Origin of the sequence: Rhodanobacter lindaniclasticus (assembly GCF_004799035.1) — a bacterium.
Taxonomy (GTDB): Bacteria; Pseudomonadota; Gammaproteobacteria; order Xanthomonadales; family Rhodanobacteraceae; genus Rhodanobacter; species Rhodanobacter lindaniclasticus.
Map to the genome: position 1 here is coordinate 1 of NZ_MWIO01000023.1, position 25,657 is coordinate 25,657.

Sequence of the window (25,657 nt, forward strand, 5' to 3'; positions counted from 1 at the left end):
GCTGACCTCGGCCGGCGCCACGGCGATCCGTGCGGCGCTGGAGCAGTCCGGGGTGGCGCCGGCCGAGGTCAGCGAGGTGATCATGGGCTGCGTGCTGCCGGCAAACCTCGGCCAGGCCCCCGCCCGCCAGGCGGCGCTGGCCGCCGACCTGCCGACCGGCACCGGCTGCACCACGATCAACAAGGTGTGCGGCTCGGGCATGAAGGCGATCATGCTGGGCCATGACCTGATCAAGGCCGGCTCGGCCAGCGTGGTGGTGGCCGGCGGCATGGAGTCGATGACCAACGCGCCGCACATGGTGCAGGCGCGTACCGGCATCCGCTACGGCGATGGCCAGCTGGTCGACCACATGGCCTGGGACGGCCTGACCAACCCCTACGACGGCAAGTCGATGGGCGTGTTCGCCGAATCCTGCGCCGACAAGTACCACTTCACCCGCGAGGCGCAGGACGCCTACGCGATCGAATCGGTCAAGCGCGCCAAGGCGGCCCAGGAAAGCGGCGCCTTCGCCGGCGAGATCGTCCCGGTCACCGTGAGCGGTCGCAAGGGCGACATCCAGGTCGACACCGACGAGCAGCCCGGCCGCTCCGACATCGCCAAGGTTCCCACGCTCAAGCCCGCGTTCCGCAAGGAGAATGGCACCGTCACCGCCGCCAGTTCGTCCAGCATCTCCGACGGCGCTGCCGCGGTGGTGCTGATGTCCGCCGACGACGCGGCCAGCCGCGGCTTGAAACCGCTGGCCCGCATCGCGGCACACGCCACCCATTCGCAGGAGCCGGAATGGTTCACCACTGCGCCGGTCGGCGCGATCCGCAAGGTGCTGGAAAAGGCCGGTTGGAAGGTCGAGGACGTCGACCTGTGGGAGATCAACGAGGCGTTCGCGGTGGTGGCGATGACGCCGATGAAGGAGCTGGGCATTGCGCACGACAAGCTCAACGTCAACGGCGGCGCCTGCGCGCTCGGCCACCCGATCGGCGCCAGCGGCGCGCGGCTGGTGGTCACCCTGATCAACGCGTTGAAAACGCGAGGCTTGCGTCGCGGCGTGGCATCGCTATGCATCGGCGGCGGCGAGGCAACGGCAATTGCGGTGGAATGCATCGACTGACACGACCATGCGCCGGCCGTGCTGCCGGCTTCACCTGACGCCTGCGTAAATCGTTTTGTCGGCAAGGCCCGCGGCGCCATGAAAGATGTGGCGCTATGCCGGCGAAAGCGCTATTAATACACGGCCAAACGGCATTCCACGGCAAAGGAGATTTCCCATGAAGTTTACGCGTACCCTACTCGCCGCCGCGCTCGTCGCGCTGTTGGCGGCATGCAGCAACGGCGCGCAGGATTCCGCGCAGGACGCCCAGAAGTCGGCGGACACGGCGCAGCAGGCAGCGGACCAGGCACAGCAGGCGGCGTCGGAGGCTCCGAACACGGCCACCGAGCAGGCTGCTGACCAGGCTGCCACCGCCGCTTCCGCTGCGGGCGCGGCGGCCGACCAGGCGGCCAGCGCTGCTTCCGCGATGGCTCCGGCCGCTGCCGGCACCGCGCAGGATGCAATGTCGATGGCGAAGGACGCCGCCGGCAACGCGGCTGACGCGGCCAGCAAGGCTGCCGACGCCGCCAAGAGCGCTGCCGACAAAGCGAAGGACGCTGCCGAGAAGGCCAAGGACGCCGCGAAGGGTCACTGATCCCTCGCCGGTTTTCGGCAACAGAAAAACGGCCGCCTCGCGCGGCCGTTTTTTTTTGCCCTTGATAACCAGCCGCCTTGTCTTGCGCCGTCCAACTGTCATTTTGGGCGGCATGCCGCCGCCGGTTATGATTCAGAGTTTGGCAACCCGCCATTTCCCGCCTCCCGTGAATCCCTCCATGAATGTCTTCGCGACCCAGATCGACCCCCGTTCGCCCGAGTTCCAGGGCAGCACGACCCAGTTGCGCGCCATGGTCGACGACCTGCACCGCGAACTGGCGCGCAACGCCGAAGGCGGCGGCGCCAAGGCACGCGAGAAGCACGTCGCCCGTGGCAAGCTGCTGCCACGCGAGCGCATTCGCGCCCTGCTCGACCCCGGTTCGCCGTTCCTGGAACTCTCGCCGCTGGCCGCGCACGGCATGTACGACGATGCGGCGCCCGGCGCCGGCATCGTCACCGGCATCGGCCGCGTACACGGGATCGAGGTGGTAGTGATCGCCAACGACGCCACCGTCAAGGGCGGCACCTACTTCCCGATGACGGTGAAGAAGCACCTGCGCGCACAGGAAGTGGCGCTGGAAAACCGCCTGCCCTGCGTCTACCTGGTCGACTCCGGCGGCGCCTTCCTGCCGCTGCAGGACGAGGTGTTTCCGGACAAGGAACATTTCGGGCGGATCTTCTACAACCAGGCGCGGATGAGTGCGCTGAACATCCCGCAGATCGCCGTGGTGATGGGCTCGTGCACCGCCGGCGGCGCCTACGTGCCGGCGATGAGCGACGAGACCATCATCGTGCGCGAGCAGGGCACCATCTTCCTCGGCGGTCCGCCGCTGGTGAAGGCGGCCACCGGCGAGGTGGTGGATGCCGAGACGCTGGGCGGCGCGGACGTCCATACGTCCATTTCCGGCGTGGCCGACCACTTCGCCGAGAACGACGCGCACGCGCTGTCGATCGCCCGCGACATCGTGGCCCATCTCAACCGGAAGAAGGAGATGCCGCTGGCACTGCGCGCGCCGGTCGAGCCGAAGTATCCGGCCGAGGAGCTCTATGGCGTGATTCCCGAGGACACCCGTCGCCCGTTCGATATCCGCGAGGTGATCGCGCGCATCGTCGACGGCTCGGAGTTCCACGAATTCAAGGCGCGCTACGGCAAGACCCTGGTCTGCGGCTTCGCGCACATCCACGGCTACCCGGTGGGCATCGTCGCCAACAACGGCATCCTGTTCGCCGAGAGCGCGCTCAAGGGCACGCACTTCATCGAGCTGTGCAACCAGCGCAACGTGCCGCTGGTGTTTTTGCAGAACATCACCGGCTTCATGGTCGGCAAGAAGTACGAGCAGGCCGGCATCGCCAAGGACGGCGCCAAGATGGTCACCGCCGTGGCCTGCTCGCACGTGCCGAAGTTCACCGTGGTGATCGGCGGCAGCTTCGGCGCCGGCAACTACGCCATGTGCGGTCGCGCCTACGGCGCGCGCTTCCTGTGGATGTGGCCGAACGCACGCATCTCGGTGATGGGCGGCGAACAGGCGGCCAGCGTGCTGGCCACGGTCAAGCGCGACGGCATCGAGGCGAAGGGCGGCGAGTGGTCGACCGCGGAGGAAGAAGCGTTCAAGGCACCATTGCGCGAGCAGTACGAACGCCAGGGGCATCCCTACTACGCCAGCGCACGGCTGTGGGATGACGGCGTCATCGATCCGGCCGATACCCGCCGCGTGCTGGGCCTGGCGATCTCCGCCTCGATGAATGCGCCGATCGAGCCGGAGCGCTATGGCGTGTTCCGCATGTAACGCTGCGGCAGGTCGCTCAGAAGAACTCGTATTCCAGTTGGGCCAACCAGGTGCGGCGCGGCGCCTCCGCGTTGATGCCCAACAGCATGCCGAAACGGTATTCCACGTTGCCGGCGCTGTGCGGCACGTGCCACTCGCCAGCCACGATCGGACCAGCCTGATAGGCATCGTCGTCGGGGCGACCGTAGGCCTCGATGCCCGGACGGAATGCGTTCGACACCGCGCAGGTTCCCGCGTAGCTGTAGCGGAACTCGGTCCTGGATGCCGCGCCCGCACCGATCTGTTTCTCCCAGATCAGGTTGACCCGGTGGTCGAAACGGCCCACGGTCTTCTCGATCAGCGGCCCGAACTCGATTTCGCCGGGGCCGCCGCCTTTCGGATGCTCGTAGGAAGCGAGCAGGCCGAAATCCGCCCAGTAGCGGCCCGGCTCGGTCAGCTGGAAGGTGTTCTCGAACTCGTAGCCGACCAGCTTGCCACCCTCGCCGGGCTCCCTTGCGTACTCGGCCAGATACAACTCGGGCTTCCACCAGCTGGTGAAAGCATGCGCCACGGACAGCTCGGCGGCGCGATCACCATTGTAGTCGTCCCGACCGTCGCTGACGTCGTAGCCGCGCAGCTCGACCTCGGTCTGGGTGGCGATGACGTGCGGCGAATACACGATGAAATCGTCGGCGTGGGCGCGCTCGGTGCATCCCAGGGCGGCGCAGGCAAGGATGAGCGCCAAGCCTGCTCGGCGGGCACATCGGGAATGGGTGGTCATGCGGGAGCTTCCTTGGAACCGGTATCGGATCGATCGGGGGCGCCGCGCCGGCTCGCGGCTAGGGGCTGCAACGGCGGGGCCGATGCATGGAATCAGGAGGGGGCTTGCAGTGGCGCCGCGGCGACGACACGCTCATCGCGCACCGGTGCCGGTCGACCGACCCAGCGCATGCCACCGAGCAGGACCAGCAGGGTGATGGCGTAGGACACCAGCTGGATGCCGGACGGCGAGGCGTCGTAACCGACCAGGATGCCCAGCGTCTTGCCGGCGAGCGAACCGTTGGAGAACAGCCATGACGTATCCCAGAGCTGCTCGCCCAGCGCCGGCAACCGGTTGGCCTGCAACAGGAAACGCGCGGCGGTGGACGCCAGTCCGGCCGCCAGCAGCACCAGCATCACGTTGGTGACGCCAAAGAAATGCTTCATCGGAATGCGCAGCAGGCCGTAATACAGCGCAGAACCCAGCAAGGCGCCGCCGCTCACACCGAGCGCGATGCCGCCGGCCAGGCCACCCGCACCAATGCCGCCCATCGCCATCGAGTACAGGAACAGCACCACCTCGGAGCCTTCGCGCAGCACCGCCAGCGCGACCACCGCCAGCAGCAGAGTCAGCGAACTTGAACCGGCCTTCACCGCCTGCCCCACCGCATTCATGTGTCGGGCCAGTTCGCGGGCGTGGCGCGACATCCACACCACGTGCCAGCCGATCATCGCCACCGCCGCCAGCAGCACGCCGGCATTGAGCAGTTCCTGCCCCGAGCCACTGGCCAGTCCTGCAATGACGCCGGCACCCAGCGCCACCAGCGATGCACCGGCCAACCCCAGCCCGATACCACCGACGACGTACAGCCCGCGACGACTCACGCCACGCGTGGCAGCGCATACGATGGAAATGATCAGTGCCGCTTCCAGCACCTCGCGAAACACGAGCAGGGCTACGCCTGGCATGGCATCAATCCACGATCAGCCGGCCCTGGGCCGTGTCCTGGTGGAAGTCGCCGAAGAACCTGTAGCTGCCGTGCTTGAGCGGGCCGATGAATACGCTGGCGGAGCTGTTCGGCAACACGATCTTCTCGCGGTTGAACTCGTTGCTCTCGAATTCTTCCGGGGTCGCGTCGCGGTTCTCGATCACCAGCTTGAACTTGGTGTCGGCCGGCACCTTCAGCTCGGTCGGCTGATAGACGTGGTTCTGGATGACCAGCCGGTATTCCGGGATATCCGCCGCTGATGCCGCCCCGCTGGCCAGCGTCAGGCCGAGAACGACGAAAAACCGCAGCATGTGGCAAACCCCTCGGTCGCAGAGAAGGTTTGCATGATAATCATTCCTATTTGCATCTGCAATACGCCCGACTTCCCTCCGACCGAGCAGCGTGAAGCGGCACGCCCGGCCTTCAGCCTTGCGGCAGCTCCCCGCGCAGGCGCACGTCGTCCGGCAGCATGTCGGTACGCTCGACTTCGGCCTCGCGCTGCGACTCGAAGAAACGCTGCACCTGCTGGCATACCGCCATGGTGTTTTCGCGCGCGATCGCCGAGACCAGAAACCAGGGCTGGGTCCAGCCCAGTTTGTCGATGATGGCCTGCGCCACGGCCTGGCGTTCGTCCTCCGGCAGCATGTCGGCCTTGTTCAGCACGAGCCAGCGCGGGCGTTCGAGCAGCTCCGGGTTGAACTTCTGCAGCTCCTGCTCGATCGCGCGTACCTGGTCGGCCACATCGGCGCCGTCGATCGGCGCGATGTCGACGATGTGCAGCAGCAGACTGGTGCGCGCCACGTGGCGCAGGAACTGGATACCCAGCCCGGCACCCTCGGAGGCGCCCTCGATCAGGCCGGGGATGTCGGCGATCACGAAGCTCTGGTCGGTGCCGAGGCTGACCACGCCCAGGTTCGGGTGCAGCGTGGTGAACGGGTAATCGGCCACCCGCGGCGTCGCCGCCGACACCGCGCGGATGAAGGTGGACTTGCCCGCATTCGGAAAACCGAGCAGGCCGACGTCGGCCAGCAGGCGCAGTTCCAGCTTCAGCTCGCGCACCTCGCCCGGCGTGCCCGGCGTGGCCTTGCGCGGCGCCCGGTTCACCGAGCTCTTGAAATGGATGTTGCCCAGCCCGCCCTTGCCGCCCTGCGCCACCAGCATGCGCTGGCCGTGGGCAGTGAGATCGCCGATCACCTCGTCGGTGTCGACATTGGTGACCATGGTGCCGACCGGCACGCGGATCGTGGTGTCCTCGCCGCCCTTGCCGTACATCTGGCTGCCCATGCCGTTCTCGCCACGCTGCGCCTTGAAGCTGCGCTGGTGGCGGAAGTCGATCAGCGTGTTCAGGCCCTCGTCGGCCACCAGCCACACCGATCCGCCCGCGCCGCCGTCGCCGCCGTCGGGACCGCCGAACGGAATGAACTTCTCCCGGCGGAAACTGATGCAGCCATTGCCACCGTCGCCGGCCAGGACCTTGATTTGGGCTTCGTCGACGAATTTCATGGGGGAGCCGGGAAAGGGGAAGGGAGAACCGGAAACAGGAACAGCGGGAAACCAGACGAATGGTACGGGAGTTGCAGCAGGCCCGCTGAAACGAAAAGCCCCGCCGAAGCGGGGCCTTCGTTGCCGCGTCGCGGAGAGCTTACGCCTGCACGACGTCGACGAAACGGCGGTTCTTGTCGCCGCGGATGGCGAACTGGACCTTGCCGTCGACCAGCGCGAACAGCGTGTGGTCGCGACCCAGGCCGACGCCGTTGCCCGGATGGAACTGGGTGCCGCGCTGACGCACGATGATGTTGCCGGCTTCGATGGCCTGGCCACCGTAAACCTTGACGCCGAGGTATTTCGGGTTCGAATCGCGACCGTTGCGGCTGGAACCTACGCCCTTTTTATGTGCCATGACTCAATGCTCCAGGTGCTCAGGCGTTGATGCCCGTGATCTCGATTTCGGTGAAATGCTGCCGATGGCCCTGCTGACGCTTGTAGTGCTTGCGGCGGCGGAACTTGATGATGCGGATCTTGTCGGCGCGGCCGTGCTTGCGCACGGTGGCGCTGACGGTGGCGCCCGCGACGACCGGCGCACCGATGGTGACCGACTCGCCGGTGCCGACCAGCAACACCTGGTCAAAGCTGACCGTGGCGCCTTCATCGGCGGTCAGCAGTTCCACGCGCAGCACGTCACCCTGCTGCACACGGTACTGCTTGCCACCGGTCTTGATGACTGCATAACTCATGGGAATGCCCTTCTGTCGTTATTCTCTTGGGTATCGCCAAGGCCCGACGGGTCTGGCGAACCGCGGATTATAGCGACGGCAACCCGGCCTGGTCAAATACTAAGCAGACCCTCGAAATGCCCGTCCGGCGCTCAGTGGGCCACGGCCGGCGGCGGCGCGCTGCCGCTGGCGGCGGGGCTGGCCGGACAGCGGCCGGTGGCGTCCAGCGTGCCCTTCTGTTGCAACTCCCGGATCATCTGCTCGCCACGCTCGCGCCCCCATTGCTGGCCGACCTGCATGCCCTCGGCCATCGTCTGCGGCATCTGGGTGATCACCTTCTGGCCCAGCGCGGACTTGTAGAACTTCAGCAGGCCGGCCACATCGGCAGCGGTGAAATGCTGCTGGTAGACCGGCACCATCCTGTCCAGCAGCTGCTCGGTGCCAGCCGCGTCGATGAATCCCTGCCAGTAGGACGCCGGCACGCAAGGCACGGCCTGGCTCATCACGCCGGCCATCTGCGTGTTCATCTGACCGAACATCTGGCTCAGGTGCATCACCTCGAACAGCTGGCGTACCTGCCTGGCGCTGGGTTGCGCCGCCACTGCCGCGCCACTCGCGCCCCATGCCAACACGGCCGCAGCGAACATTCCTGCCCATCGGTGCATGCCGGTCTCCGGTCGAGGAAACCGTCATTTAGCCACAGCTGCCGCATCCGGCGAAAGCACGGCACGGCTCGTTTCGAGTGAACTATCCAAACTACTTGGTATAGTAATGAGTCCCCCCCATATACGGCGTCCATGGACACCATTCGCATCCGCGGCGCACGCACGCACAACCTCAAGAACATCGACCTCGACCTGCCGCGCGACCAGCTGATCGTGATTACCGGCCTGTCCGGCTCGGGCAAATCCTCGCTGGCGTTCGACACCATCTACGCCGAAGGCCAGCGCCGCTACGTGGAGTCGCTTTCCGCGTATGCGCGGCAGTTCCTGTCGATGATGGAAAAGCCCGACGTCGACCACATCGAAGGCCTGTCGCCGGCGATCTCGATCGAGCAGAAATCCACCTCGCACAACCCGCGCTCCACCGTCGGCACGATCACCGAGGTGTACGACTACCTGCGCCTGCTGTACGCCCGCGTCGGCACGCCGCGCTGCCCCGACCACGGTATCCCGCTGGAGGCGCAGACGGTCAGCCAGATGGTCGATGCCACGCTCGCGCTCGACCCCGAGAAGCGTTACATGCTGCTGGCGCCGGTGGTGCGCGAGCGCAAGGGCGAGCACGTGCAGGTGTTCGAGCAGTTGCGCGCGCAGGGTTTCGTGCGCGCACGCGTCGACGGCGCGGTGTACGACCTCGATGCGGTGCCGCCGCTGGGGCTGCGCATCAAGCATACGATCGAGGTGGTGGTGGATCGCTTCCGCCCGCGCGAGGACATCAAGCAGCGCCTGGCCGAATCGTTCGAGACCGCGCTGCGGCTCGGCGACGGGCTGGTAATCCTGGCCAACATGGATGCAACCGACGCGCCCGAGCAGTTGCTGTCCTCGCGCTATTCCTGCCCGGTGTGCGACTACTCGCTGCCGGAACTGGAGCCGCGGCTGTTCTCGTTCAACTCGCCGATCGGCGCCTGCCCGGCCTGCGACGGCCTGGGCGTAACCCAGGTGTTCGACGCCGCGCGCGTGGTCGGCCACCCGGAGCTGTCGCTGGCCAATGGCGCCGTGCGCGGCTGGGACCGGCGCAACGCGCACTATTTCCAGCTGATCCTGTCGCTCGCCGCGCACTACGGTTTCGACGTTGACGTGCCGTGGAAGAGGCTTCCGGCGGACGTCCAGAAGGCCATCCTGTACGGCAGCGGCAAGGACAAGATCGCGTTCCGCTACATCACCGAGCGCGGCGGCAAGGTCACCCGCGAGCACGCGTTCGAAGGCATCCTGCCGAACCTGGAGCGGCGCTACAAGGAAACCGAATCCGCCGCCGTGCGCGAGGAACTGGCCAAGTACATCAGCGACCAGCCCTGCCCGGCCTGCGAAGGCCAGCGGCTGAACCGCTCGGCGCGCAACGTGTTCGTTGCCGACCACGCGCTTCCCTCACTTACCGCACGCTCGATCGACGACGCGCTGGCGTTCTTCCAGGAGCTGAAGCTCAGCGGCTGGCGCGGCGAGATCGCGGTGAAGATCGTCAAGGAGATCCGCGAGCGGCTCACCTTCCTCAACGACGTCGGCCTGAACTACCTCACGCTCGATCGCCAGGCCGACTCGCTCTCCGGCGGCGAGGCACAGCGCATCCGCCTCGCCTCGCAGATCGGCGCCGGCCTGGTCGGCGTGATGTACGTGCTGGACGAGCCCTCGATCGGCCTGCACCAGCGCGACAACGAACGCCTGCTCGGCACGCTGACCCGCCTGCGCGACCTCGGCAACACGGTGATCGTGGTCGAGCACGACGAGGACGCGATCCGCATGGCCGACCACGTGCTCGACATCGGCCCCGGCGCCGGCGTGCACGGCGGCGAGATCGTGGCGCAAGGCAGCGTGCAGGACATGCTCGACTCGCCGCGCTCGGTTACCGGCCAGTTCCTCTCCGGCGTGCGTGCGATCGAGGTGCCGAAGGAACGCCGCCAGCCGATCGACGGCGATTCCTGGCTGCACCTGAACGGTGCCAGCGGCAACAACCTGAAAAACGTCGACCTGGCGATACCCGCCGGCCTGTTCACCTGCATCACCGGCGTGTCCGGTTCGGGCAAGTCGACCCTGGTCAACGACACCCTGTTCCGCCTCGCCGCCGCCGAACTCAACGGCGCCAGCGCGCAGCCGGCGCCGTTCAAGTCGGTGACCGGGCTGGAACTGTTCGACAAGGTGGTCGACATCGACCAGTCGCCGATCGGCCGCACGCCGCGCTCCAACCCGGCCACCTACACCGGCCTGTTCACCCCGCTGCGCGACATGTTCTCGCAAGTGCCGGAGGCGCGTTCGCGCGGCTACACGCCGGGCCGCTTCAGCTTCAACGTGCGCGGCGGCCGCTGCGAAGCCTGCGAAGGCGACGGCATGCTCAAGGTGGAGATGCACTTCCTGCCCGACGTGTACGTGCCGTGCGACGTCTGCCACGGCAAGCGCTACAACCGCGAGACGCTGGAGATCCTGTACAAGGGACACACCATCGCCGATGTGCTCGACATGACGGTGGAGGATGCGCTGAAGCTGTTCGAAAACGTGCCGACCATCGCGCGCAAGCTCGACACGCTGCGCGCCGTCGGTCTCGACTACATCAAGCTCGGCCAGAGCGCGACCACGCTGTCCGGCGGCGAGGCGCAGCGCGTGAAGCTGTCCAAGGAGCTGTCCAAGCGCGACACCGGCAACACCTTGTACATCCTCGACGAACCCACCACCGGCCTGCACTTCCACGACATCGAGCAGCTGCTCGACGTGCTGCATCAGCTGGTCGACCAGGGCAATACCGTGGTGGTGATCGAACACAACCTGGACGTGATCAAGACCGCCGACTGGGTCGTCGACCTTGGTCCCGAAGGCGGTGCTGGCGGTGGCCGCATCCTGGTCGCCGGCACGCCGGAAACCGTGGCCGCCACACCCGCATCGCATACCGGCCACTTCCTCGCACCACACCTGAAACCGGCCAAGCCGAAGCAGCCCGGCGCCCCCAAGCGCGTCAAGGCCGCCACCAAACACATCGCCTCAGCCGACAAGTACAAGCCGATACGCGGCAGCGGCAGGAAGAAGAAGTCCTCATGAGCACTCATTCCTTCGGCACCGCCGAAACTCCGACCGGCAGCCCGGACGCACCGCTGTTCGTCGCCTCGCTCGGCGTACGCTGGCGCGACCTCGACGCGTTCAACCACGTCAACAATTCCAACTACCTCACCTACCTGGAAGAGGCGCGGCTGCAATGGCTGAGCCACGTGCCGGGCCCGTGGTTCGACGAGCACGCGATGCCGGTGATGGCCGCCAGCCAGGTCAACTACCGCCGCCCCATCGCCTGGCCCGCGCAACTGCAGGTGCAGCTGTTCTGCGAGCGCATGGGCAATACCTCCATGACCCTCGCGCACCGGGTGATCGACGCCGAACGAACCGACACCCTGTACTGCGATGGCAACGTGGTGATGGTCTGGATGGACCCGACCACCGGCAAGCCGGTGCCGCTGCCCGAAGCGATCCGCCGCGCGGTCGAGTAAACGACCCATGCATGCCGCCGCCCGCACCTGCTTCATGGTCAGCGCAACCGGCGCCCATCGGGTCGAAACGATCGCCGGCGCGCGCCACGCCTGGCGCTTCCGGCCGCATTTCCACGCCGGCGACGAAGTCGTGCGGATGTTGGCCGGGCGAGCGCGGCTGCGTCTCCCCGATAGCTGCCGAGACGTCGTGGCCGGCGATACCGTCGTGGTGCCGGCGGGCGTGGTTCACCGTTTCGAACCAGTGGACGACAACGGCTGGGCCTTCGATTCGCGCTTCGTGTCGACTGCCGCGAACGACGCCGCCATGCCGGGCTCGCGCCATGCGCTCGGCGCACAAGCCATGGCCCTGCTCGCCGGGCGATCGTCACTGCACACCGACGTGGAGGCCATCGCACAGGCCTGCGCCGTATCCGCCGGTCACCTGTCGCGTACGTTCCGCCGGGAGACCGGCACCAGCCTGCACAACTTCCACGTCCTGCTGGCCCTGCACAAGGCCAAGGCACTCTTGCGCAACCAGGCGTCGATCATCGACGCGGCGCTCGACACGGGCTTCTGCGACCAGGCCCATCTCAACCGCGAATTCGCCCGCACGTTCGGCATGACGCCCGCCGCCTTCCGTCAGGCTTGGGCGACGGCCGCCTGGGCCGCGTCCGGATCGAGGTCCAGCGCCATGTACAAGGTTCCGGGCAGCGGGTTGTCGTAATACGGCGCCACCGGACGAAAGCCCAGCGCGACATAAAGCTGCCGCGCCGCCGCCATCGACGCCAGCGTATCCAGCAGCACGCGCGCATAGCCGGCTCGCGCCGCCCACGCGATCGCCGCTTCGGCCAGTTGCCGCCCCAGCGCCTGCCCGCGTGCCGCCGGACGCACGTAGAGGCGCTTGATCTCGCACACGCCCGGCTGCAGCCACGGCCGCAAGGCCACGCAACCCGGCGTGGCTCCCGCACTGTCGCGCGCGAGCAGGATCACGCCGTTCGGTGGCGCGTACTTGCCGGGCAGTTGGGCCAGTTCCGTGGCCACGTTCTGAAAGGAAAGATCGATGCCGAGGCTGTCGACATATTCCGTGAACAGTTGGCGCACGGTATCGATATCGTCCGGCAGACTGGCGGGTGCGATGGCGACGGTCGGGGCGGCAGGCATGCTCGGTCACTCGCGCGAGGTTCCCCGCACGATAGCGAACCCGCACCGCGAATACTTGAATGGTTCTGACCAGACGCACACGCCGCCGACGCGCCCTGCACGCGTGGTCGTTATGATGGCCGTTCGGTCCCCACCATGGAATGCACCATGACCCCAGCCCGCTCTCTCCTCGCGTTTGCCTGCCTCACCGCCCTGGCCGGCACCGCCAGCGCCCAGGCAGCCGACAACACGACGCTGACCTTGTACCGCTCCGACAGCCCCACGCTGTACGCCAGCCAGGGCGGCGATGTCGACGCTGGCTACGCGGTGGTGCGCGAGCAGCGCTCGCTCACGCTCGCCGCGGGTACCCACGACGTGGCCATCGGCAACTTGCCCAATGCGCTGGATGCCGAAGCGCTGTCGCTGGCCTTCCCCGGCAACGATGCCACGGTGATCTCGCAGCGATTGTTGCTGGCGCAGGGCAACGACGGCGCGTTGTCCGGCCTGGTTGGACAGGAGGTCGACGTGCTGGGCAGCAACGGCGAATCGCTGGCCAACGGTATCTTGCTGCGTGCCGGCAACGGCCTGCTGGTCCACGGCGTGACCGGCACCACGCTGGTGCACGACTATGCAGCGGTGCGCAGCAGTGGCGGCAGCTTCCCGCTCGGCTCCACCCTCAGCCTGCACGTGGATGCCGCCCGCGCCGGTCAGACCCACGCCGTGCTCAGCTACCCCACGGGCGGCCTGGGGTGGCGCGCTGCCTATGTGGCGACGCTGCAACCGGGCAACGCCTGTCGCATGCAGTTCGAATCGCGCGCCAGCATCGCCAACCGCAGCGGACGCGACTGGCAGGACGCGCAGGTCACCCTGATCGCCGGCGAGCCGAACATGGCCAAGGGTTCGGCACCGCGCCCGATGATGGCGATGGCGCGCGGCTACAGCGCCAAGGCCGAGGCGATGCCGCAGCAGGACAGCCTGGGCGACTACCGCAGCTTCACCCTGCCCGGCAAGGTGAGCCTGCCCGATGGCAGCGTCAGCCAGGTACCGCTGTATGCCACGCGAAACATGGAGTGCGCGCGCACCACCTTGCTCGACAACGGCAACACCTACCAGCCGCAGCAGCCGGTGCTCACGCGCGACTTCGTCCAGGGCAGCGGCAGCATCGTCAGCACCCTGCAACTGAAGGCCTTCGACAGCCTGCCGGCCGGCTACCTGCGCGTGCTCACGCTCGACCGCCACGGCGTGCCGCAATTCATCGGCGAGGGGCGCATCAACGACACGCCCAAAGGCAGCGATGCCACGATCACCTTGGGCACGCCGTTCGACCTGCGCGCCGAGCGCACGCGCACCAGCTTCCACGTGGACAAGGACGGCCGCACGCTGGACGAAGCCTTCCGCATCGAACTGAGCAACGCCGGCGACAGCGCACGCACGGTGACCGTGCGCGAACACCCCAACCGCTGGCGCGAGTGGACGCTGGTCTCCTCCAGCAGCAAGCCCGTCAACCAGACCACCGACACGCTGGAGTTCCACGTGCAGGTCCCCGCCAACGGCAAGGCCACGCTGAGCTACGCGGTACGTTACAGCTGGAGCGCCGACGAGCAGCCGCAGCAGTAAGGAACCGGAGTCCGCCATGCTCAACCTGATCACCCATGACCACGCCATCCGCGAGCTCCGGCTCGCCCGCCCGCCGGTCAACGCGCTGAACCTGGAACTGCTGCAGGCGCTACGCAAGGCCATCGACGACAGCGTGCGCGACGATGTGCGCGGCATAGTGTTGTCCGGCGCGCCCGGCCTGTTCTCCGCCGGCGTCGACGTGCCCGCCCTGCTGCAACGCGACCGCGCCGGCGTGCGCGAGTACTGGCGCGAGTTCTTCGCCCTGTGCGGCACGCTGGCGCGCGCGCCGATCCCGCTGGTCGCGGCAATCACCGGCCACAGCCCGGCCGGCGGCGCGGTGCTGGCGCTGTTCTGCGACTACCGGGTGATGGCCGACGGCCCGTACCGGATCGGCCTGAATGAAGTCCAGGTCGGCCTGATCGTGCCCGAGGCGATCCAGCTCGCGCTGCGCCGCGTAGTCGGCACCTACCGTGCCGAGCGCCTGCTGGTGGCCGGCGCCATGATCGAATCGGCCGACGCGCTGGCCTGTGGCTTCGTCGACGAAACCACCGCCGTCGAGCAGGTCACCACCCGCGCCCTGCGCTGGCTGGACGAACTGCTGGCGCTGCCCGCGCACGCCATGCTCACCACCCGCCGCCTGGCCCGCGCCGATCTCGCCAACGCCTATGCCGACATGGACTCCCTGCCACTGGACGACTTCGTCGAAGCCTTCTTCCATCCGGAGACGCAGGCCACCTTGCAGGCACTGGTGGCACGGCTGAAGAGCAAGAGCTGACTCCGCTCAGGGTTCCCAGATCATGTGCACGTCCGCGCGCGCATAGTGCGATCCCGCGCGCGGCGCGGGGTGGTGGCGGAAGCCGACGCTTTCGTACAGCGTCAGCGCCGGTCCGAGCTTGCTGCTGGATTCCAGGAACAGTTCGCGCGCGCCGAGCGTGCGGTAAAGCTCCAGCGCCGCCTCCATCAGCAGGCGGCCGACGCCGCGGCCACGCGCGGCGGGCGACACCGCCATCTTGGTGAGTTCGTAGACGCCGTCGCCCTCGTGTTTCAGCGCGACAGTGCCGATCGCATGCCCTGCCCCGTCGATGGCGAACAGGATGTGGCCGCCATTCGCCAGGATGTATTTCTCGGGGTTGCCGAGTACCTCGCGGTCGTAGTCTTCGACCGTGAACCAGTGCTCCAGCCACTCGATATTGAGCGTGGCGAACGCCGCGCGCCAGCATGGGTCGAAGCCGACGATGCGCACGTCCTGTCGTGGCCCGGATGCCGCGATGCGCGCATCCCGCGTGTCAGTGTCCGGCGCGGTCATGCGTTCCCCGTCGCCACCGGCCGCGACGGGTCGCTGACCCAGCCGCTCCACGACGGTGCGTATAGCCGCGAGCCGTGCAGGCCGGCGTGTTCCATCGCCAGCAGGTTGTGGCAGGCGGTGACGCCGGAGCCGCACATGTGCACGACGCGCGACGGCGCGGTGGCGCCGAGTATGGCGGTGAATTCCTCGCGCAACTGCGCCGCCGGCTTGAAGTGACCGCTGGCGTCGAGGTTGTCGGCAAACGGACGGTTCAGCGCACCGGGCACGTGGCCGGCGGCGCGATCCAGTGGCTCGGTGTCGCCGCGGTAGCGCGGCGCACCACGCGCATCCAGCAGTTGCCCGGAAGCACCTCCGGCGACCGCGTCGTGGTCGAGCAACATCCGGGTGACGTCATAGCGCAACGAAACGTCGCTGTGCGGCCGTGGCGCAGGCTCGCCGCGTTCGACGGGTTTCCCCGCCGCCGTCCAGGCGGCCCAGCCGCCGTCGAGTACCGCGGCAGGGATGCCCACCAGGCGCAGCAGCCACCACAGTCGTGCGGCGGCCAGCGCGCCGCCAGCGGCGTCATAGGTCACCACCTGCATGCCGTCGCGCCAGCCCCAGCGCGACAGCAACGTGCTGAACGCCGTCTCCAGCGGCAATGGGTGACGGCCCAGGCCTTCGGCCTGACGCGACAGGTCGGACAGATCGCGATCGAGGCTGGCGTAGATCGCCCCGGGCACGTGGCCTTGCGCGTAATCGCGCGCGCCGCTGGCGGGGTCGGAAAGCTCGAAGCGGCAATCCACGATCAGCACATCGCCGGGTGCCAGCGCGGCGAGCGCATCGACGTCGATCAAGGTGGTTTTCAGGCTCATGCGCGGTCCATCCTCTCCAGCAGGTTGCAAAGCATCGCGGCGGTGGCGCCCCAGATGCGGTGCCCGGCGTGGACGAATTCGGCCATCGGCCGTTGCTGCCCACGGAACTCCATCGTGTAACGACGCAGGTTGGCCGGATCAAAAAGGAATGTCAGCGGCACCTCGAACACTTCGGCGACTTCATCGGGCGACGGATAAAGGCGTGCCTCGGTCGCGATGCTCGCCACCACCGGGGTGACGCAGTAGCCGCTGATCGTCTCGAAGCGATCGAGGAAACCCAGCGGCTTCACCAGCGCGCGATTGAGGCCGATCTCCTCCTCGCTCTCGCGCAAGGCGGTATCCACGGCATCGGCATCCTGCGGCTCGCTGCGTCCGCCCGGAAACGACACCTGACCAGCATGCGCCGGCAGCCGTGCGTCGCGCACGGTGAATACCAGCCGTGGCTGCACGCCTTCGCGGATGCCGAGCAACACGGCGGCCGGCAGGCGCGCCTGATCGCCGAGCCATTCGTTCATCTCGGCGTGATTCCAGGCCGGACCTTCGGGCGGCGCGGACAACGGCCGCAGCGCCTGCAGCAGGGTATCCATCATGGTCGGCGACCGGGCAGCAGCACGTCCATCACGTGGCGGCGTTCGGGATCGCTCATCGCGCGCCAGCGACCGATCTCCTCGCCGCTGCGGCGGCAGCCGATGCAGTAACCGTGGCCGTCCAGTCGGCACACGCCGGTACAGGGAGTCAGGGGCGGAACTGGCTGCGGCGCGGGATCGTTCGGCATGTCGAAGCATGTTACCACCGGCGGTTTCAGGACCGCGGCGGCTTGATCTCGATCAGTTCGATCACGAACTGCAGCGCCTCGTTCGGGCCGATGCGCGGCAGTGCGCCCTCCTCGCCGTACGCCAGCCGCGAGGGGATCACCACCTTCCAGCGATCGCCCACGCGCATGCGCGGGATCACGTCGCGCCAGCCGGGGATGACATTGTCCACCGTGATGGTGGCCGGCGCGCCGTGCGCCCAGGTGCTGTCGAACTCGGTGCCGTCGACCAGCATGCCGCGGAAGTTCACCACCACCGTGCTGGTCACAGTCGGGTGCACCGTGCCGCTGCCCTTGTGCAGTACCGCGTACTGGATGCCCGACGGCAACTGCACCACGCCCGGCTTCCTGCGGTTTTCCGCCATGAACGCCGCGCTCTTGCTCGCGTTTGCCGCGGCGATGCGCTTGAACTCGGCCATCGCCTCGCTGTGCATCTGCAGCTGCAGGCGTTGCAACTGCGCCTGCATCTCGCCGATCGACACGCTCGGTTGGTGACGGGCGTAGGCATCGGCGATCGCACGCTGCAGGGTGGGCAGATCCACCTCGGGCGCCCCCCCGGCGAAGCGGCTGCCGATCTGGTAGCCGATCGCGTAGGACAGCTTGACCTTGTCCGGTTTCGCCGTGCTGGCGGCTTGCGCGGGCCCGCCTGCCTGCGCCGCATATGCCGGCAGCACGCCGCCCGACAACACGCCGATCAGCAGCCACGCCGCCAGATGTGTCACGCCTTTCGCCATCGAATCCATGCTCGCCGTGGTGAAGTGTCGCGGCCACGCACACCTGCCGCGATGCATACGCGAGTTGAGAACCCCGCCATCGGCAAAGGTTCCCGCTGCTACCATCGTCGGCCTGCATTCACAGGAACCGGCCATGGCCTATCGCAATCTGGAACTCGGCAACCGCGGTGCGGTGCGCTCGATCGTAGTGAACCGCCCGGACAAGCTCAATGCGCTGGATCGCCAGACCCTCAACGAGCTGACCCTGGCCTTTGCCCAGGCCGCGCAGGACGACGCCGTGCGCGCGGTGGTGCTCGCCGGCGCAGGCGAGAAAGCCTTCGTGGCCGGCGCCGACATCAGCGAGATGAGCGGCTACACCAGCGTGCAGGCGCAGGCATTCTCGCGCGCCGGTCAGCGCCTGATGACAAGTATCGAGCGGCTGGGCAAGCCGGTTATTGCACGTATCCAGGGTTTCGCCCTGGGCGGCGGCATGGAGCTGGCGATGGCCTGCCACCTGCGCGTGGCCAGCGAGAAGGCGAAGTTCGGCCAGCCGGAAATCAACCTGGGCCTGATCCCCGGCTTCGGCGGCACCCAGCGCCTGCTGCGCCTGGCCGGGCGCAGCGCCGCGCTGGAGCTGTGCCTCACCGGCGCGCCGATCAATGCACAGCGCGCGCATGAGCTCGGCATCGTCAACCGCGTGGTGGCGCCCGAAGCACTGGACGAAACCGTCGACGCGCTGGCCGACCAGCTCGCCGCCGCCGCGCCATTGGCCGCCGCCGGCATCCTCGACGCCGTGCTGCAAGGCGGCGAGACCTCGCTCGACCAGGGACTGGAATTCGAGACGCAGGGCTTCGCGCTGATGTTCTCCACCGAGGACATGCGCGAGGGAACGCGCGCGTTCCTGGAGAAGCGCAAGGCGGCGTTCAAGGGCGTTTGAATCGTCCAGCGGGAGCGGCGGGAGCTACTGCGCCAGCTCCCGCAGCCGCTGCGCCGTGGCCGCATCGGCCGGCACGAAGGCCTCCAGCGCCAGCTCCGCCAGAGTGATATCCACCGGCGTGCCGAACACGGTGGTGGTGCTGAGCATGGAGAGCAACTGGCCGTCCACCTCCAGTTGCAGCGGCACGGCGATGACCGAGCCGGTGTCGGCCGGCGCCATGTCCGCTGGCGCGGGCAGGGCCTGCAGTTCGCGCAGCAGAGCGATCAACTGCGGGTCGTGGCTGGCGTCGATCTGCTGGCGCAGGGGGTGCAGCAGGTGCGCGCGCCACTGGCCGAGGTTGCGGATGCGCGGGGCGAGGCCGCCCGGATGCAGGCTCAGGCGCAACACATTGACCGGCGGTTCGAGCAATTCCGGCGCGACGCCGCCGAGCAGGCGCAGCGTGGCCTGGTTGCTCGCAACCAGCTGCCAGTAGCGATCCACCGCCAGCGCCGGACAAGGTTCCAGGCCCTTCAGCAGCAAGTCGATGGTGGCACGCGCGGTGGCGAGCGCGGGGTCGTCCAGCGCGCGTTCGCGGAAGGCCGGGGCGAAGCCCGCGGCGACCAGCAGCGCATTGCGCTCGCGCAGCGGCACGTCGAGGTACTCGGCCAGATGCAGGATCATCTCGCGGCTCGGGTTGGCGCGACCGGACTCGACGAAACTCAGATGGCGCGTGGAGATCTCCGCACCGGTGGCGAGGTCGAGCTGCGACAGGCGCCGGTGCCGGCGCCATTCGCGCAGCAGGTCGCCGATGGGGCGCTGGGGGTCGAGGACGTGGGCGTTCATCGTGTGAATGATGCGGCAGGCGCGCGCCGCGTGCGCGCCCCTGCCGGCATCAGGCAATCCGGGCCTCGCGCAGGAAGGCGCCCATGTCCCCGACCAGCCGGTCGAAGTGCGTGTGATAGAGCCCGTGCGGCGCGCCGGCATACTCGAGGTACTGGCTGTGCGGCACCAGCGTGGCGACGGCACGGCCCTGCTGCACCGGCTCGCTGGCGTCGCGGTCGCCGTGGATCACCAGCAGCGGCACGTCGATGGCGGCCAGTTCCGCGCGCTGATCCACGCGCTTGGCGCGGAAGCTTTCGACCAGTGCCTGCAGCGAGACGTCGAGGATGATGTCGATGGTGTGCAGCACGAACTGCGGCGTGGTGCCGGTTTCGGCGGGCAGGAAGAAGGCGTCGGCGTTGTCGGCCAGCCAACGTGGCAGGTCGCCGCGGATGGCGGCAAGCATGGCCTCGGTGGCGGGCTCGTCCATGCTCCACGCTTCGCGGCTGCCTTCGGCATAGCTGGGCGCCACCGGCGCCAGGAAGATCGCGCGCGTCACGCGGCCGCTGCCGTGGCGGGCGAGGTAGCGGGTGGCTTCGCCGCTGGCCATGGAATGCGCGATCAGGGTCGCCTCGCGCAGGTCCAGTTGCTCGACCAGTTCGGCCACGTCGTCGGCCAGCCGGTCGAGCCGGTAGCCCCGGCCCGTGTCGTCCGAGCGGCCGTGGCCACGACGATCCAGCGCGATGCAGCGGAACCCGAGCGCGTTGAAGTGCAGCATGTGCCGCTCCCACACGCGCGAATCGAGTGCCCACGAGGCAAGGAAGACGAGCGGCCGGCCGTGGCCCCAGTCGCGATAGAACAAGGTGGTGCCATCGGTGGTGGTGAGGTGGCTCATGGCGCGTCTCCACGACAGGATGGGGCGGCTGCCGTCCCGGCGGCCAGGGACTCAGGCAGCCATCGGCACCTTGTCGAGGAAACCGTGCACGCGACGGATGCGGCCCCCGTCCAGCTCGGCCACGTCGAAGCCGATCACCAGCGGCTCGTCGGCGCCCGGCGCGACGAGGTGCCAGTGGAAGCGCGCCACGTCGTGGTGCGCGTCGACCTCGCCGGCGAGGGTGAAGCGATGGCCAGGGAACATGTCCTGCACGGCGCCGATGGTGGCGTCGATCGCCTCCCAGCCGCGCGCCTGCGCCAGCGGATCGGTGTAGCTGGCGTGCTCGGCGTAGACATCCTCGATCAGCGCGCGGCGGCGCAGCGGATCGGTTTCGTTCCAGCTGCGGATGTAGTTGGCGATGAGGTCGCGGGTGGCGTTCATGGCGGTGCTCCGTGGTGGGTGTGAGCACAGCTTGCAGCCGCCGCCGCGGCGAGGCGATTACCTGGCAGGTAATGGAACGCGTGGAACCGGTTCAGGCGGCTAGTGGTCGCCGCGGTACTTCTTTTCTCCGGCGGTGATCGCCACGTCCAGCCGGTTCTCCGGCGGCGCCAGCGGGCAGGTGGCGAATGAGGTGAACGCGCATGGCGGGTTGTAGGCCTTGTTGAAATCCAGCACGACCTTGCCCGGATGCTCGAGACCACCGGCGGGCAGCGCGGCGTACAGGAATCGCGCGGCGCCGTAGGTCTGCTTGCCCGAAGTGCGATCGGCCAGCACGAAGAACAGCTCGCCGCCCGGCTCCTCCTGATAGGGCAACAGCTCGAAGGTGTGGCCATCGCGCTGGAACACCGCCTTGCCGGGCACCTTCACCGTGTCGATGGTGCCGATCACCGAGCCCATCGCGAGGTCGTGCGCGGGCACGAACGGCACCCAGTCGGCCTCGATACGCCAGGAGTCGTCGATGGGAAAATAATCGATGCCGAGGAAATGCCGGCGCGCCTCGGCGTCCTCGTCCTTCACCCGCAACGCCTTGCGGCCATCGCGCTCGATCACGTAGAAGCTGGCCTTGCCGAAACGCACGGTGGTGGGCTCGGCATCGGCGGAGTGCATGTCGTCCACCAGCGCGGCTTCGGTCACGGCCTTGCCGTCGATGGTGGCGCCGCTGGCCGGGTCGAGCGCCAGGTGCAAGCTGCCATCGTGCGCCAGCGTCACCGTGCCCAGGTGCGCGGGGCCGGCCTTCAGCACGATGTCGTTGTCGGCGGCGCTGCCCACGCGGTTGGCACCTTCGTTCAACCATTCCAGCCCGATCAGGCTCAGCCATCCCGTCGGCGCGGTGAGCCGTGCCACGCGGGCGGCGCGCCATTGCTCGATCTGCTGCGTATAGGTGGCGCTGGGTGACGGAACATCGGCGGCAGACACGGTGGCAACTCCGGAAAGCATGGCAAGAACGAAGGCGGCGGTACGCAACATGGGGACGATCACGCTTCGATGAAAGCGTCGAGTATGCGCAGCAGCGCGCGCCGCCGGCAAGCCGCCACCCGAAACGATCCCGAGCCTCCACGTGACGCGCAGCGCCCTTGCTCTTGCGAATCCCGAATCCCGGCTCTCACCGCCCCCGCAGGAACAACTTGTCCAGCTCGCCCAGCGACAGCTGCGCCCACGTCGGCCGCCCGTGATTGCACTGGCCGGAGCGCTCGGTCTCTTCCATCTCGCGCAGCAGCGCGTTCATTTCCGGCAGGGTCAGGCGGCGCCCTGCGCGCACCGAGCCGTGGCAGGCCATGGTGGAAAGCAGTTCGTTTTCCAGTTCCTGCAGGCGTCGCGAGCTGCCGTGCTGGGCCAGCTCGCCCAGCACGTCGCGGGCCAGCTGGGCCACATCGGCGCCATCGAGCAACGCGGGGATGCGCCGCACCACCACGCCCGACGGGCCGCTGCGGGAAAGCTCCAGGCCCCACTCGGCCAGCGCGTCGGCATGTTCCTCGGCGGCGGCGGCCTCCTTCGCGCTCACCGCGAGGTTGAGCGGCACCAGCAGCAACTGCGAACGCAGGTTGCTGCACACGCGCCCGGCCTTGAGCTTCTCGTAGGTGATCCGCTCGTGCGCCGCATGCATGTCCACCAGCACCAGTCCGGCGGCGTTCTCGGCGAGGATGTAGATGTTCTTCAGCTGGGCGATCGCGAAACCCAGCGGCGGCGCCTCGCCGGGCTCGGGTTCTCGCATCGGCGCCGCGTTCGCGGCGCTGCCGAGCAACGCGGCGTAATCGGCCAGCGGCTCGTCGCGCACGCCCAGCGACAGCCGGCTCTGGCTCGCGCTGGCCGGCCATGCCGCCGGCATCGGCATCGGTGCGGCCGCGGCCATGCGCAGGCCGCCCTCGGCCTCGTGCGCGGGCGACGCGACCTGCCCTGCACGCGTCTGCGCCAGTGCCTCGTGCAGGGTGCGGAACAGGAAATCGTGCACCAGCCGCTGCTCGCGGAAACGCACCTCGTGCTTGGCCGGGTGCACGTTCACGTCGACGCCTGCCGGGTCGAGTTCGAGGTACAGCACGAAGGCGGCGTGACGACCGTGGAACAGCACGTCGGCATACGCCTGGCGCACGGCGTGGGCGACGATGCGATCGCGCACCAGGCGCCCGTTGACGTAGAAATACTGCGCGTCGGCCTGCGCCCGCGACGCGGTGGGCAAGCCGACCCAGCCGGACAACTGCAAGCCAGCGGCGGCGTGCTCGACGCGCAGGCTGCGTTGCGGGAACTCCGCGCCGAGCACTTCGGCCACGCGCTGCAGCACGGCCTGTTCGTCGCGCGCCGCCTTCCACACGCGCACCGGCTTGCCGTTGTGGCTGAGCCGGAACTCCACCGAACTGCGCGCCAGCGACAGCGATTTCAGCAGGTCGTCGATGTGCGCGAATTCGGTGCGTTCGGCGCGCATGAATTTCTTGCGCGCCGGCACGTTGTAGAACAGGTCGCGCACTTCCACGCTGGTGCCCGGCGGGTGCTGCGCCGGGCGTGCCGCCTGCAACCGGCCGCCATCGACCTCGATGCGGAAGGCAGCCTCCTGGCCGGCGGTGCGCGAGACCAGCGCGAAGCGCGACACGGACGACACCGAGGCCAGCGCCTCGCCGCGAAAACCCATGCTGGCGACGTGTTCGAGGTCGTCGAAACTGCCGATCTTGCTGGTGGCATGCGAGGCCACTGCCAGCGGCAGGTCGTCCAGCGCGATGCCGCCGCCGTCGTCACGCACGCGGATCAACCGCGCGCCGCCGGCCTCGATGTCCACCTCGATGCGCGTGGCGCCGGCGTCGAGGCTGTTCTCGACCAGCTCCTTGACCACCGAGGAAGGCCGCTCGATGACCTCGCCGGCGGCGATCTGGTTGATGAGTTCGGGAGGAAGCGCGCGGATGTTGGCCATCCGCGGACTTTAGCAGCCCGCCGTCGGAAGACGGATCAGCCGGACGGAATCGTCAGCACCGCGCCGGCCTGCACGATGTTGCTGCGGATCTGGTTGGCGGTCTTGAGCGCGCCTACGCTGATGCCGTATTGCTGCGCGATGCCGCTGAGGCTCTCGCCGCGGGTGACCCTGTGCTTGTCCGCGGCGTCACCGGCCGACTTGATGGCGCTGCCGGCGGGGGTGTCGACGGCCGCCACGCGCACGTCGCGGCGCTTGGCCGCCTGCGCGGCAAACCAGGTGCCCGGCGGCGGCGTCGATTCAAAATAATTCCTGACGCCGGACATCACCGCGTTGGCCAGCAGTTTCTGGTGCGACGGGTCGCGCAGCTTGCGCTCTTCCGCCGGGTTGCTGATGAAGGCCGTCTCCACCAGGATCGAGGGCACATCGGGCGAACGCAGCACCACGAAGTTGGCGCGTTCGACATGGCCGCGATGGGTCGGACCGAGCTTGGCCAGCGCGCGCAGCACGTTGCCCGCCACCTCGTCGCTGGCCTGGATCGCCCAGCCCTGCTGCAGGTCCAGCAGCACCTTGGCCAGGCCATCGTCCTTGTCGTCCAGGCTGATGCCGCCAATCAGGTCGGCACGGTTTTCCTTGTCGGCAAGCCAGCGCGCGGCCATGCTGGTCTTGCCGCGTGGCGACAGCACCCACACCGACGAGCCGCGGGCGTCGTCGCTGGTGAAGGCGTCGGCGTGGATCGACACGAACAGGTCGGCGTTGTGCTCGCGCGCGATTTCGTAACGGCGCTTGAGCGGAATGAAGATGTCGCTGTCGCGGGTGAGCACCGCCTTCATGCCGGGCTGGCGATTGATCTCCTTCGCCAGGTCGCGCGCCACCGCCAGGGTGACGTTCTTCTCCTGGGTACCGGCCGGGCCGTGCGAGCCTGGATCCTTGCCGCCATGGCCGGCGTCGATCGCCACCACCACGGCACGCTGTCCGTTGAGCATCGCCGCAGCCTGCTCGGCGGCGACCCGGCGGCTGTGCGTGGGGTTGCTGTAGGTGACGGTCGGGATCGGCGCGCTGGCAGTGGGCGCCTTGGCGCTCGGCGCGCTGGCCGGATACAGATCCAGCACCAGCCGGTAATTGTCGTTCGCGGTGGGCTTGAGCACGAAACTCTTGAGCGTGCTGGCGGGATCGACCGCGGCGATCAGTTGCAGGTCGTCGCCGCGGCGCGCATGGCTGATGCCGCGAAACAAGCCTTGCGCCGTCGGGGCGGAGAAGCCGCCCACGGCCTGGCTGTCGCGCAGATCTACCACGATCCGGCCATCCTTCTGCGCGATCGTGTAGTGCAGCGGACCGTCGGCATCGAGCACCACGCGGGTGTATTGCGGCCCCGCCCAGACGCGGGCGTCCTTGATCTGGGCCGCTTGGGCGGCGCACGGCAGCAGCGCCGCCAGCATCGCCGCGACGCCCCAACCGGCCAGCTTGTTCAGATAACCCCGCATGGGCCGCATTGAAACGCAGTCGCCAGGCGAATGCAAGCGTGTTTTCCTTTTAATATCCGTGACCTGCGGTGTATTCATCAAGAGATATCAAGTTATCGGCCGCAAGCGCCACATTTCGAACAGATCCTCGCCCCATCAAGCAAGGAGGAAAATACAAGCGGGAATCAA

At 68.1% G+C, this 25,657-nt stretch carries 26 protein-coding genes and 1 pseudogene; 9 read left to right on the top strand and 18 right to left on the bottom strand.

The features are described 5' to 3' along the window. The 3 genes from B1991_RS07715 to B1991_RS07725 form a co-directional block, all read left to right on the top strand. Positions 1 to 1,105, top strand: a 1,105-nt coding sequence (locus B1991_RS07715; protein WP_136258145.1) for a thiolase family protein, incomplete at its 5' end; no start/stop codon positions are given. Positions 1,106 to 1,262: 157 nt separating this feature from the next. Next, positions 1,263 to 1,679 carry a hypothetical protein gene (locus B1991_RS07720; protein WP_136258146.1) on the top strand — a complete coding sequence of 139 codons (417 nt, stop codon included), beginning with the start codon at positions 1,263 to 1,265 and terminating at the stop codon, positions 1,677 to 1,679. 178 nt (positions 1,680 to 1,857) lie between these two features. Further along, positions 1,858 to 3,465, top strand: a complete 1,608-nt coding sequence (locus B1991_RS07725) for a carboxyl transferase domain-containing protein (RefSeq protein ID WP_136258147.1) — start codon at positions 1,858 to 1,860, stop codon at positions 3,463 to 3,465. 16 nt (positions 3,466 to 3,481) lie between these two features. On the opposite strand, the gene B1991_RS07730 is transcribed toward B1991_RS07725, so the two are convergent. The 7 genes from B1991_RS07730 to B1991_RS07760 form a co-directional block, all read right to left on the bottom strand. Then, on the bottom strand, positions 3,482 to 4,189 hold the full coding sequence (locus B1991_RS07730; protein WP_246031097.1) for a hypothetical protein: 708 nt from the start codon (positions 4,187 to 4,189) through the stop codon (positions 3,482 to 3,484). A 128-nt stretch (positions 4,190 to 4,317) separates the two neighbouring features. Further along, entirely contained in the window at positions 4,318 to 5,172 is an 855-nt protein-coding gene (locus B1991_RS07735; RefSeq protein ID WP_136258148.1) for an FTR1 family iron permease, read from the bottom strand. A 4-nt stretch (positions 5,173 to 5,176) separates the two neighbouring features. Continuing rightward, positions 5,177 to 5,503 (bottom strand): cupredoxin domain-containing protein, encoded by a 327-nt coding sequence (locus B1991_RS07740; RefSeq protein ID WP_136258149.1) that lies wholly within the window; start codon positions 5,501 to 5,503, stop codon positions 5,177 to 5,179. A gap of 112 nt (positions 5,504 to 5,615) precedes the next feature. Continuing rightward, positions 5,616 to 6,695: an Obg family GTPase CgtA gene (gene cgtA, locus B1991_RS07745; RefSeq protein ID WP_136258150.1), complete on the bottom strand. Its 1,080-nt coding sequence runs from the start codon at positions 6,693 to 6,695 to the stop codon at positions 5,616 to 5,618. Positions 6,696 to 6,834: 139 nt separating this feature from the next. Then, positions 6,835 to 7,092 (bottom strand): 50S ribosomal protein L27, encoded by a 258-nt coding sequence (gene rpmA / locus B1991_RS07750; RefSeq protein ID WP_136258151.1) that lies wholly within the window; start codon positions 7,090 to 7,092, stop codon positions 6,835 to 6,837. A gap of 19 nt (positions 7,093 to 7,111) precedes the next feature. Next, positions 7,112 to 7,426 carry a 50S ribosomal protein L21 gene (rplU, locus tag B1991_RS07755; RefSeq protein ID WP_136258152.1) on the bottom strand — a complete coding sequence of 105 codons (315 nt, stop codon included), beginning with the start codon at positions 7,424 to 7,426 and terminating at the stop codon, positions 7,112 to 7,114. A 131-nt stretch (positions 7,427 to 7,557) separates the two neighbouring features. Next, positions 7,558 to 8,070, bottom strand: a complete 513-nt coding sequence (locus B1991_RS07760; RefSeq protein WP_136258153.1) for a DUF2059 domain-containing protein — start codon at positions 8,068 to 8,070, stop codon at positions 7,558 to 7,560. 132 nt (positions 8,071 to 8,202) lie between these two features. On the opposite strand from B1991_RS07760, the gene uvrA reads away from it, so the two are divergent. The 3 genes from uvrA to B1991_RS07775 are packed head-to-tail and all read left to right on the top strand — an operon-like array spanning position 8,203 to position 12,288. Further along, a complete protein-coding gene (gene uvrA / locus B1991_RS07765) occupies positions 8,203 to 11,145 on the top strand; it encodes an excinuclease ABC subunit UvrA (protein WP_136258154.1) in 2,943 nt (980 codons plus the stop codon). Next, positions 11,142 to 11,585 (top strand): acyl-CoA thioesterase, encoded by a 444-nt coding sequence (locus B1991_RS07770; protein ID WP_136258155.1) that lies wholly within the window; start codon positions 11,142 to 11,144, stop codon positions 11,583 to 11,585. The genes uvrA and B1991_RS07770 overlap by 4 nt, the downstream gene beginning before the upstream one ends. A gap of 7 nt (positions 11,586 to 11,592) precedes the next feature. After that, positions 11,593 to 12,288: a helix-turn-helix domain-containing protein gene (locus B1991_RS07775; protein ID WP_136258156.1), complete on the top strand. Its 696-nt coding sequence runs from the start codon at positions 11,593 to 11,595 to the stop codon at positions 12,286 to 12,288. Here the strand turns inward: B1991_RS07775 and B1991_RS07780 are convergent. Beyond that, positions 12,204 to 12,725 carry a GNAT family N-acetyltransferase gene (locus B1991_RS07780; RefSeq protein WP_136258157.1) on the bottom strand — a complete coding sequence of 174 codons (522 nt, stop codon included), beginning with the start codon at positions 12,723 to 12,725 and terminating at the stop codon, positions 12,204 to 12,206. The two genes, B1991_RS07775 and B1991_RS07780, sit on opposite strands and share 85 nt — an antisense overlap. A 147-nt stretch (positions 12,726 to 12,872) precedes the next feature. On the opposite strand from B1991_RS07780, the gene B1991_RS07785 reads away from it, so the two are divergent. Next, on the top strand, positions 12,873 to 14,321 hold the full coding sequence (locus tag B1991_RS07785) for a DUF4139 domain-containing protein (RefSeq protein WP_136258158.1): 1,449 nt from the start codon (positions 12,873 to 12,875) through the stop codon (positions 14,319 to 14,321). Positions 14,322 to 14,337: 16 nt separating this feature from the next. Further along, positions 14,338 to 15,096 (top strand): enoyl-CoA hydratase/isomerase family protein, encoded by a 759-nt coding sequence (locus B1991_RS07790; protein ID WP_136258159.1) that lies wholly within the window; start codon positions 14,338 to 14,340, stop codon positions 15,094 to 15,096. A 6-nt stretch (positions 15,097 to 15,102) separates the two neighbouring features. Here the strand turns inward: B1991_RS07790 and B1991_RS07795 are convergent, their stop codons facing one another. The 4 genes and pseudogenes from B1991_RS07795 to B1991_RS07815 form a co-directional block, all read right to left on the bottom strand. Then, complete coding sequence (locus B1991_RS07795; protein WP_136258160.1) at positions 15,103 to 15,627, bottom strand: GNAT family N-acetyltransferase; 525 nt, start codon at positions 15,625 to 15,627, stop codon at positions 15,103 to 15,105. Continuing rightward, a complete protein-coding gene (locus B1991_RS07800; protein WP_136258161.1) occupies positions 15,624 to 16,478 on the bottom strand; it encodes a sulfurtransferase in 855 nt (284 codons plus the stop codon). Before B1991_RS07800 ends, B1991_RS07795 begins: the two co-directional genes overlap by 4 nt. After that, a pseudogene (locus B1991_RS07805) lies at positions 16,475 to 17,253 on the bottom strand (NUDIX hydrolase). The gene B1991_RS07800 and the pseudogene B1991_RS07805 overlap by 4 nt, the downstream one beginning before the upstream one ends. 26 nt (positions 17,254 to 17,279) lie before the next feature. Beyond that, positions 17,280 to 18,023: an FKBP-type peptidyl-prolyl cis-trans isomerase gene (locus B1991_RS07815; RefSeq protein ID WP_136258164.1), complete on the bottom strand. Its 744-nt coding sequence runs from the start codon at positions 18,021 to 18,023 to the stop codon at positions 17,280 to 17,282. Positions 18,024 to 18,156: 133 nt separating this feature from the next. On the opposite strand from B1991_RS07815, the gene B1991_RS07820 reads away from it, so the two are divergent. Next, the gene (locus tag B1991_RS07820; RefSeq protein ID WP_136258165.1) at positions 18,157 to 18,939 is read left to right on the top strand and encodes an enoyl-CoA hydratase/isomerase family protein; all 783 of its coding nucleotides are present in this window, start codon (positions 18,157 to 18,159) and stop codon (positions 18,937 to 18,939) included. A 24-nt stretch (positions 18,940 to 18,963) separates the two neighbouring features. Here B1991_RS07820 and B1991_RS07825 read toward each other — a convergent pair whose 3' ends face one another. The 6 genes from B1991_RS07825 to B1991_RS07850 all read right to left on the bottom strand — a co-directional run bounded on the left by B1991_RS07825 (position 18,964) and on the right by B1991_RS07850 (position 25,489). After that, positions 18,964 to 19,761, bottom strand: a complete 798-nt coding sequence (locus tag B1991_RS07825; protein WP_136258166.1) for a helix-turn-helix domain-containing protein — start codon at positions 19,759 to 19,761, stop codon at positions 18,964 to 18,966. Between the two features lie 49 nt (positions 19,762 to 19,810). Continuing rightward, positions 19,811 to 20,632 (bottom strand): alpha/beta fold hydrolase, encoded by an 822-nt coding sequence (locus tag B1991_RS07830; protein ID WP_136258167.1) that lies wholly within the window; start codon positions 20,630 to 20,632, stop codon positions 19,811 to 19,813. A gap of 51 nt (positions 20,633 to 20,683) precedes the next feature. Next, positions 20,684 to 21,052, bottom strand: coding sequence for a nuclear transport factor 2 family protein (locus B1991_RS07835; RefSeq protein WP_136258168.1), 369 nt, complete (start codon positions 21,050 to 21,052; stop codon positions 20,684 to 20,686). A gap of 99 nt (positions 21,053 to 21,151) precedes the next feature. After that, a complete protein-coding gene (locus tag B1991_RS07840; protein WP_136258169.1) occupies positions 21,152 to 22,078 on the bottom strand; it encodes a DUF1684 domain-containing protein in 927 nt (308 codons plus the stop codon). A 136-nt stretch (positions 22,079 to 22,214) separates the two neighbouring features. Then, complete coding sequence (gene mutL / locus B1991_RS07845) at positions 22,215 to 24,008, bottom strand: DNA mismatch repair endonuclease MutL (RefSeq protein ID WP_136258170.1); 1,794 nt, start codon at positions 24,006 to 24,008, stop codon at positions 22,215 to 22,217. Between the two features lie 35 nt (positions 24,009 to 24,043). Continuing rightward, entirely contained in the window at positions 24,044 to 25,489 is a 1,446-nt protein-coding gene (locus tag B1991_RS07850) for an N-acetylmuramoyl-L-alanine amidase (RefSeq protein ID WP_136258171.1), read from the bottom strand. Positions 25,490 to 25,657 lie beyond the last annotated feature (168 nt).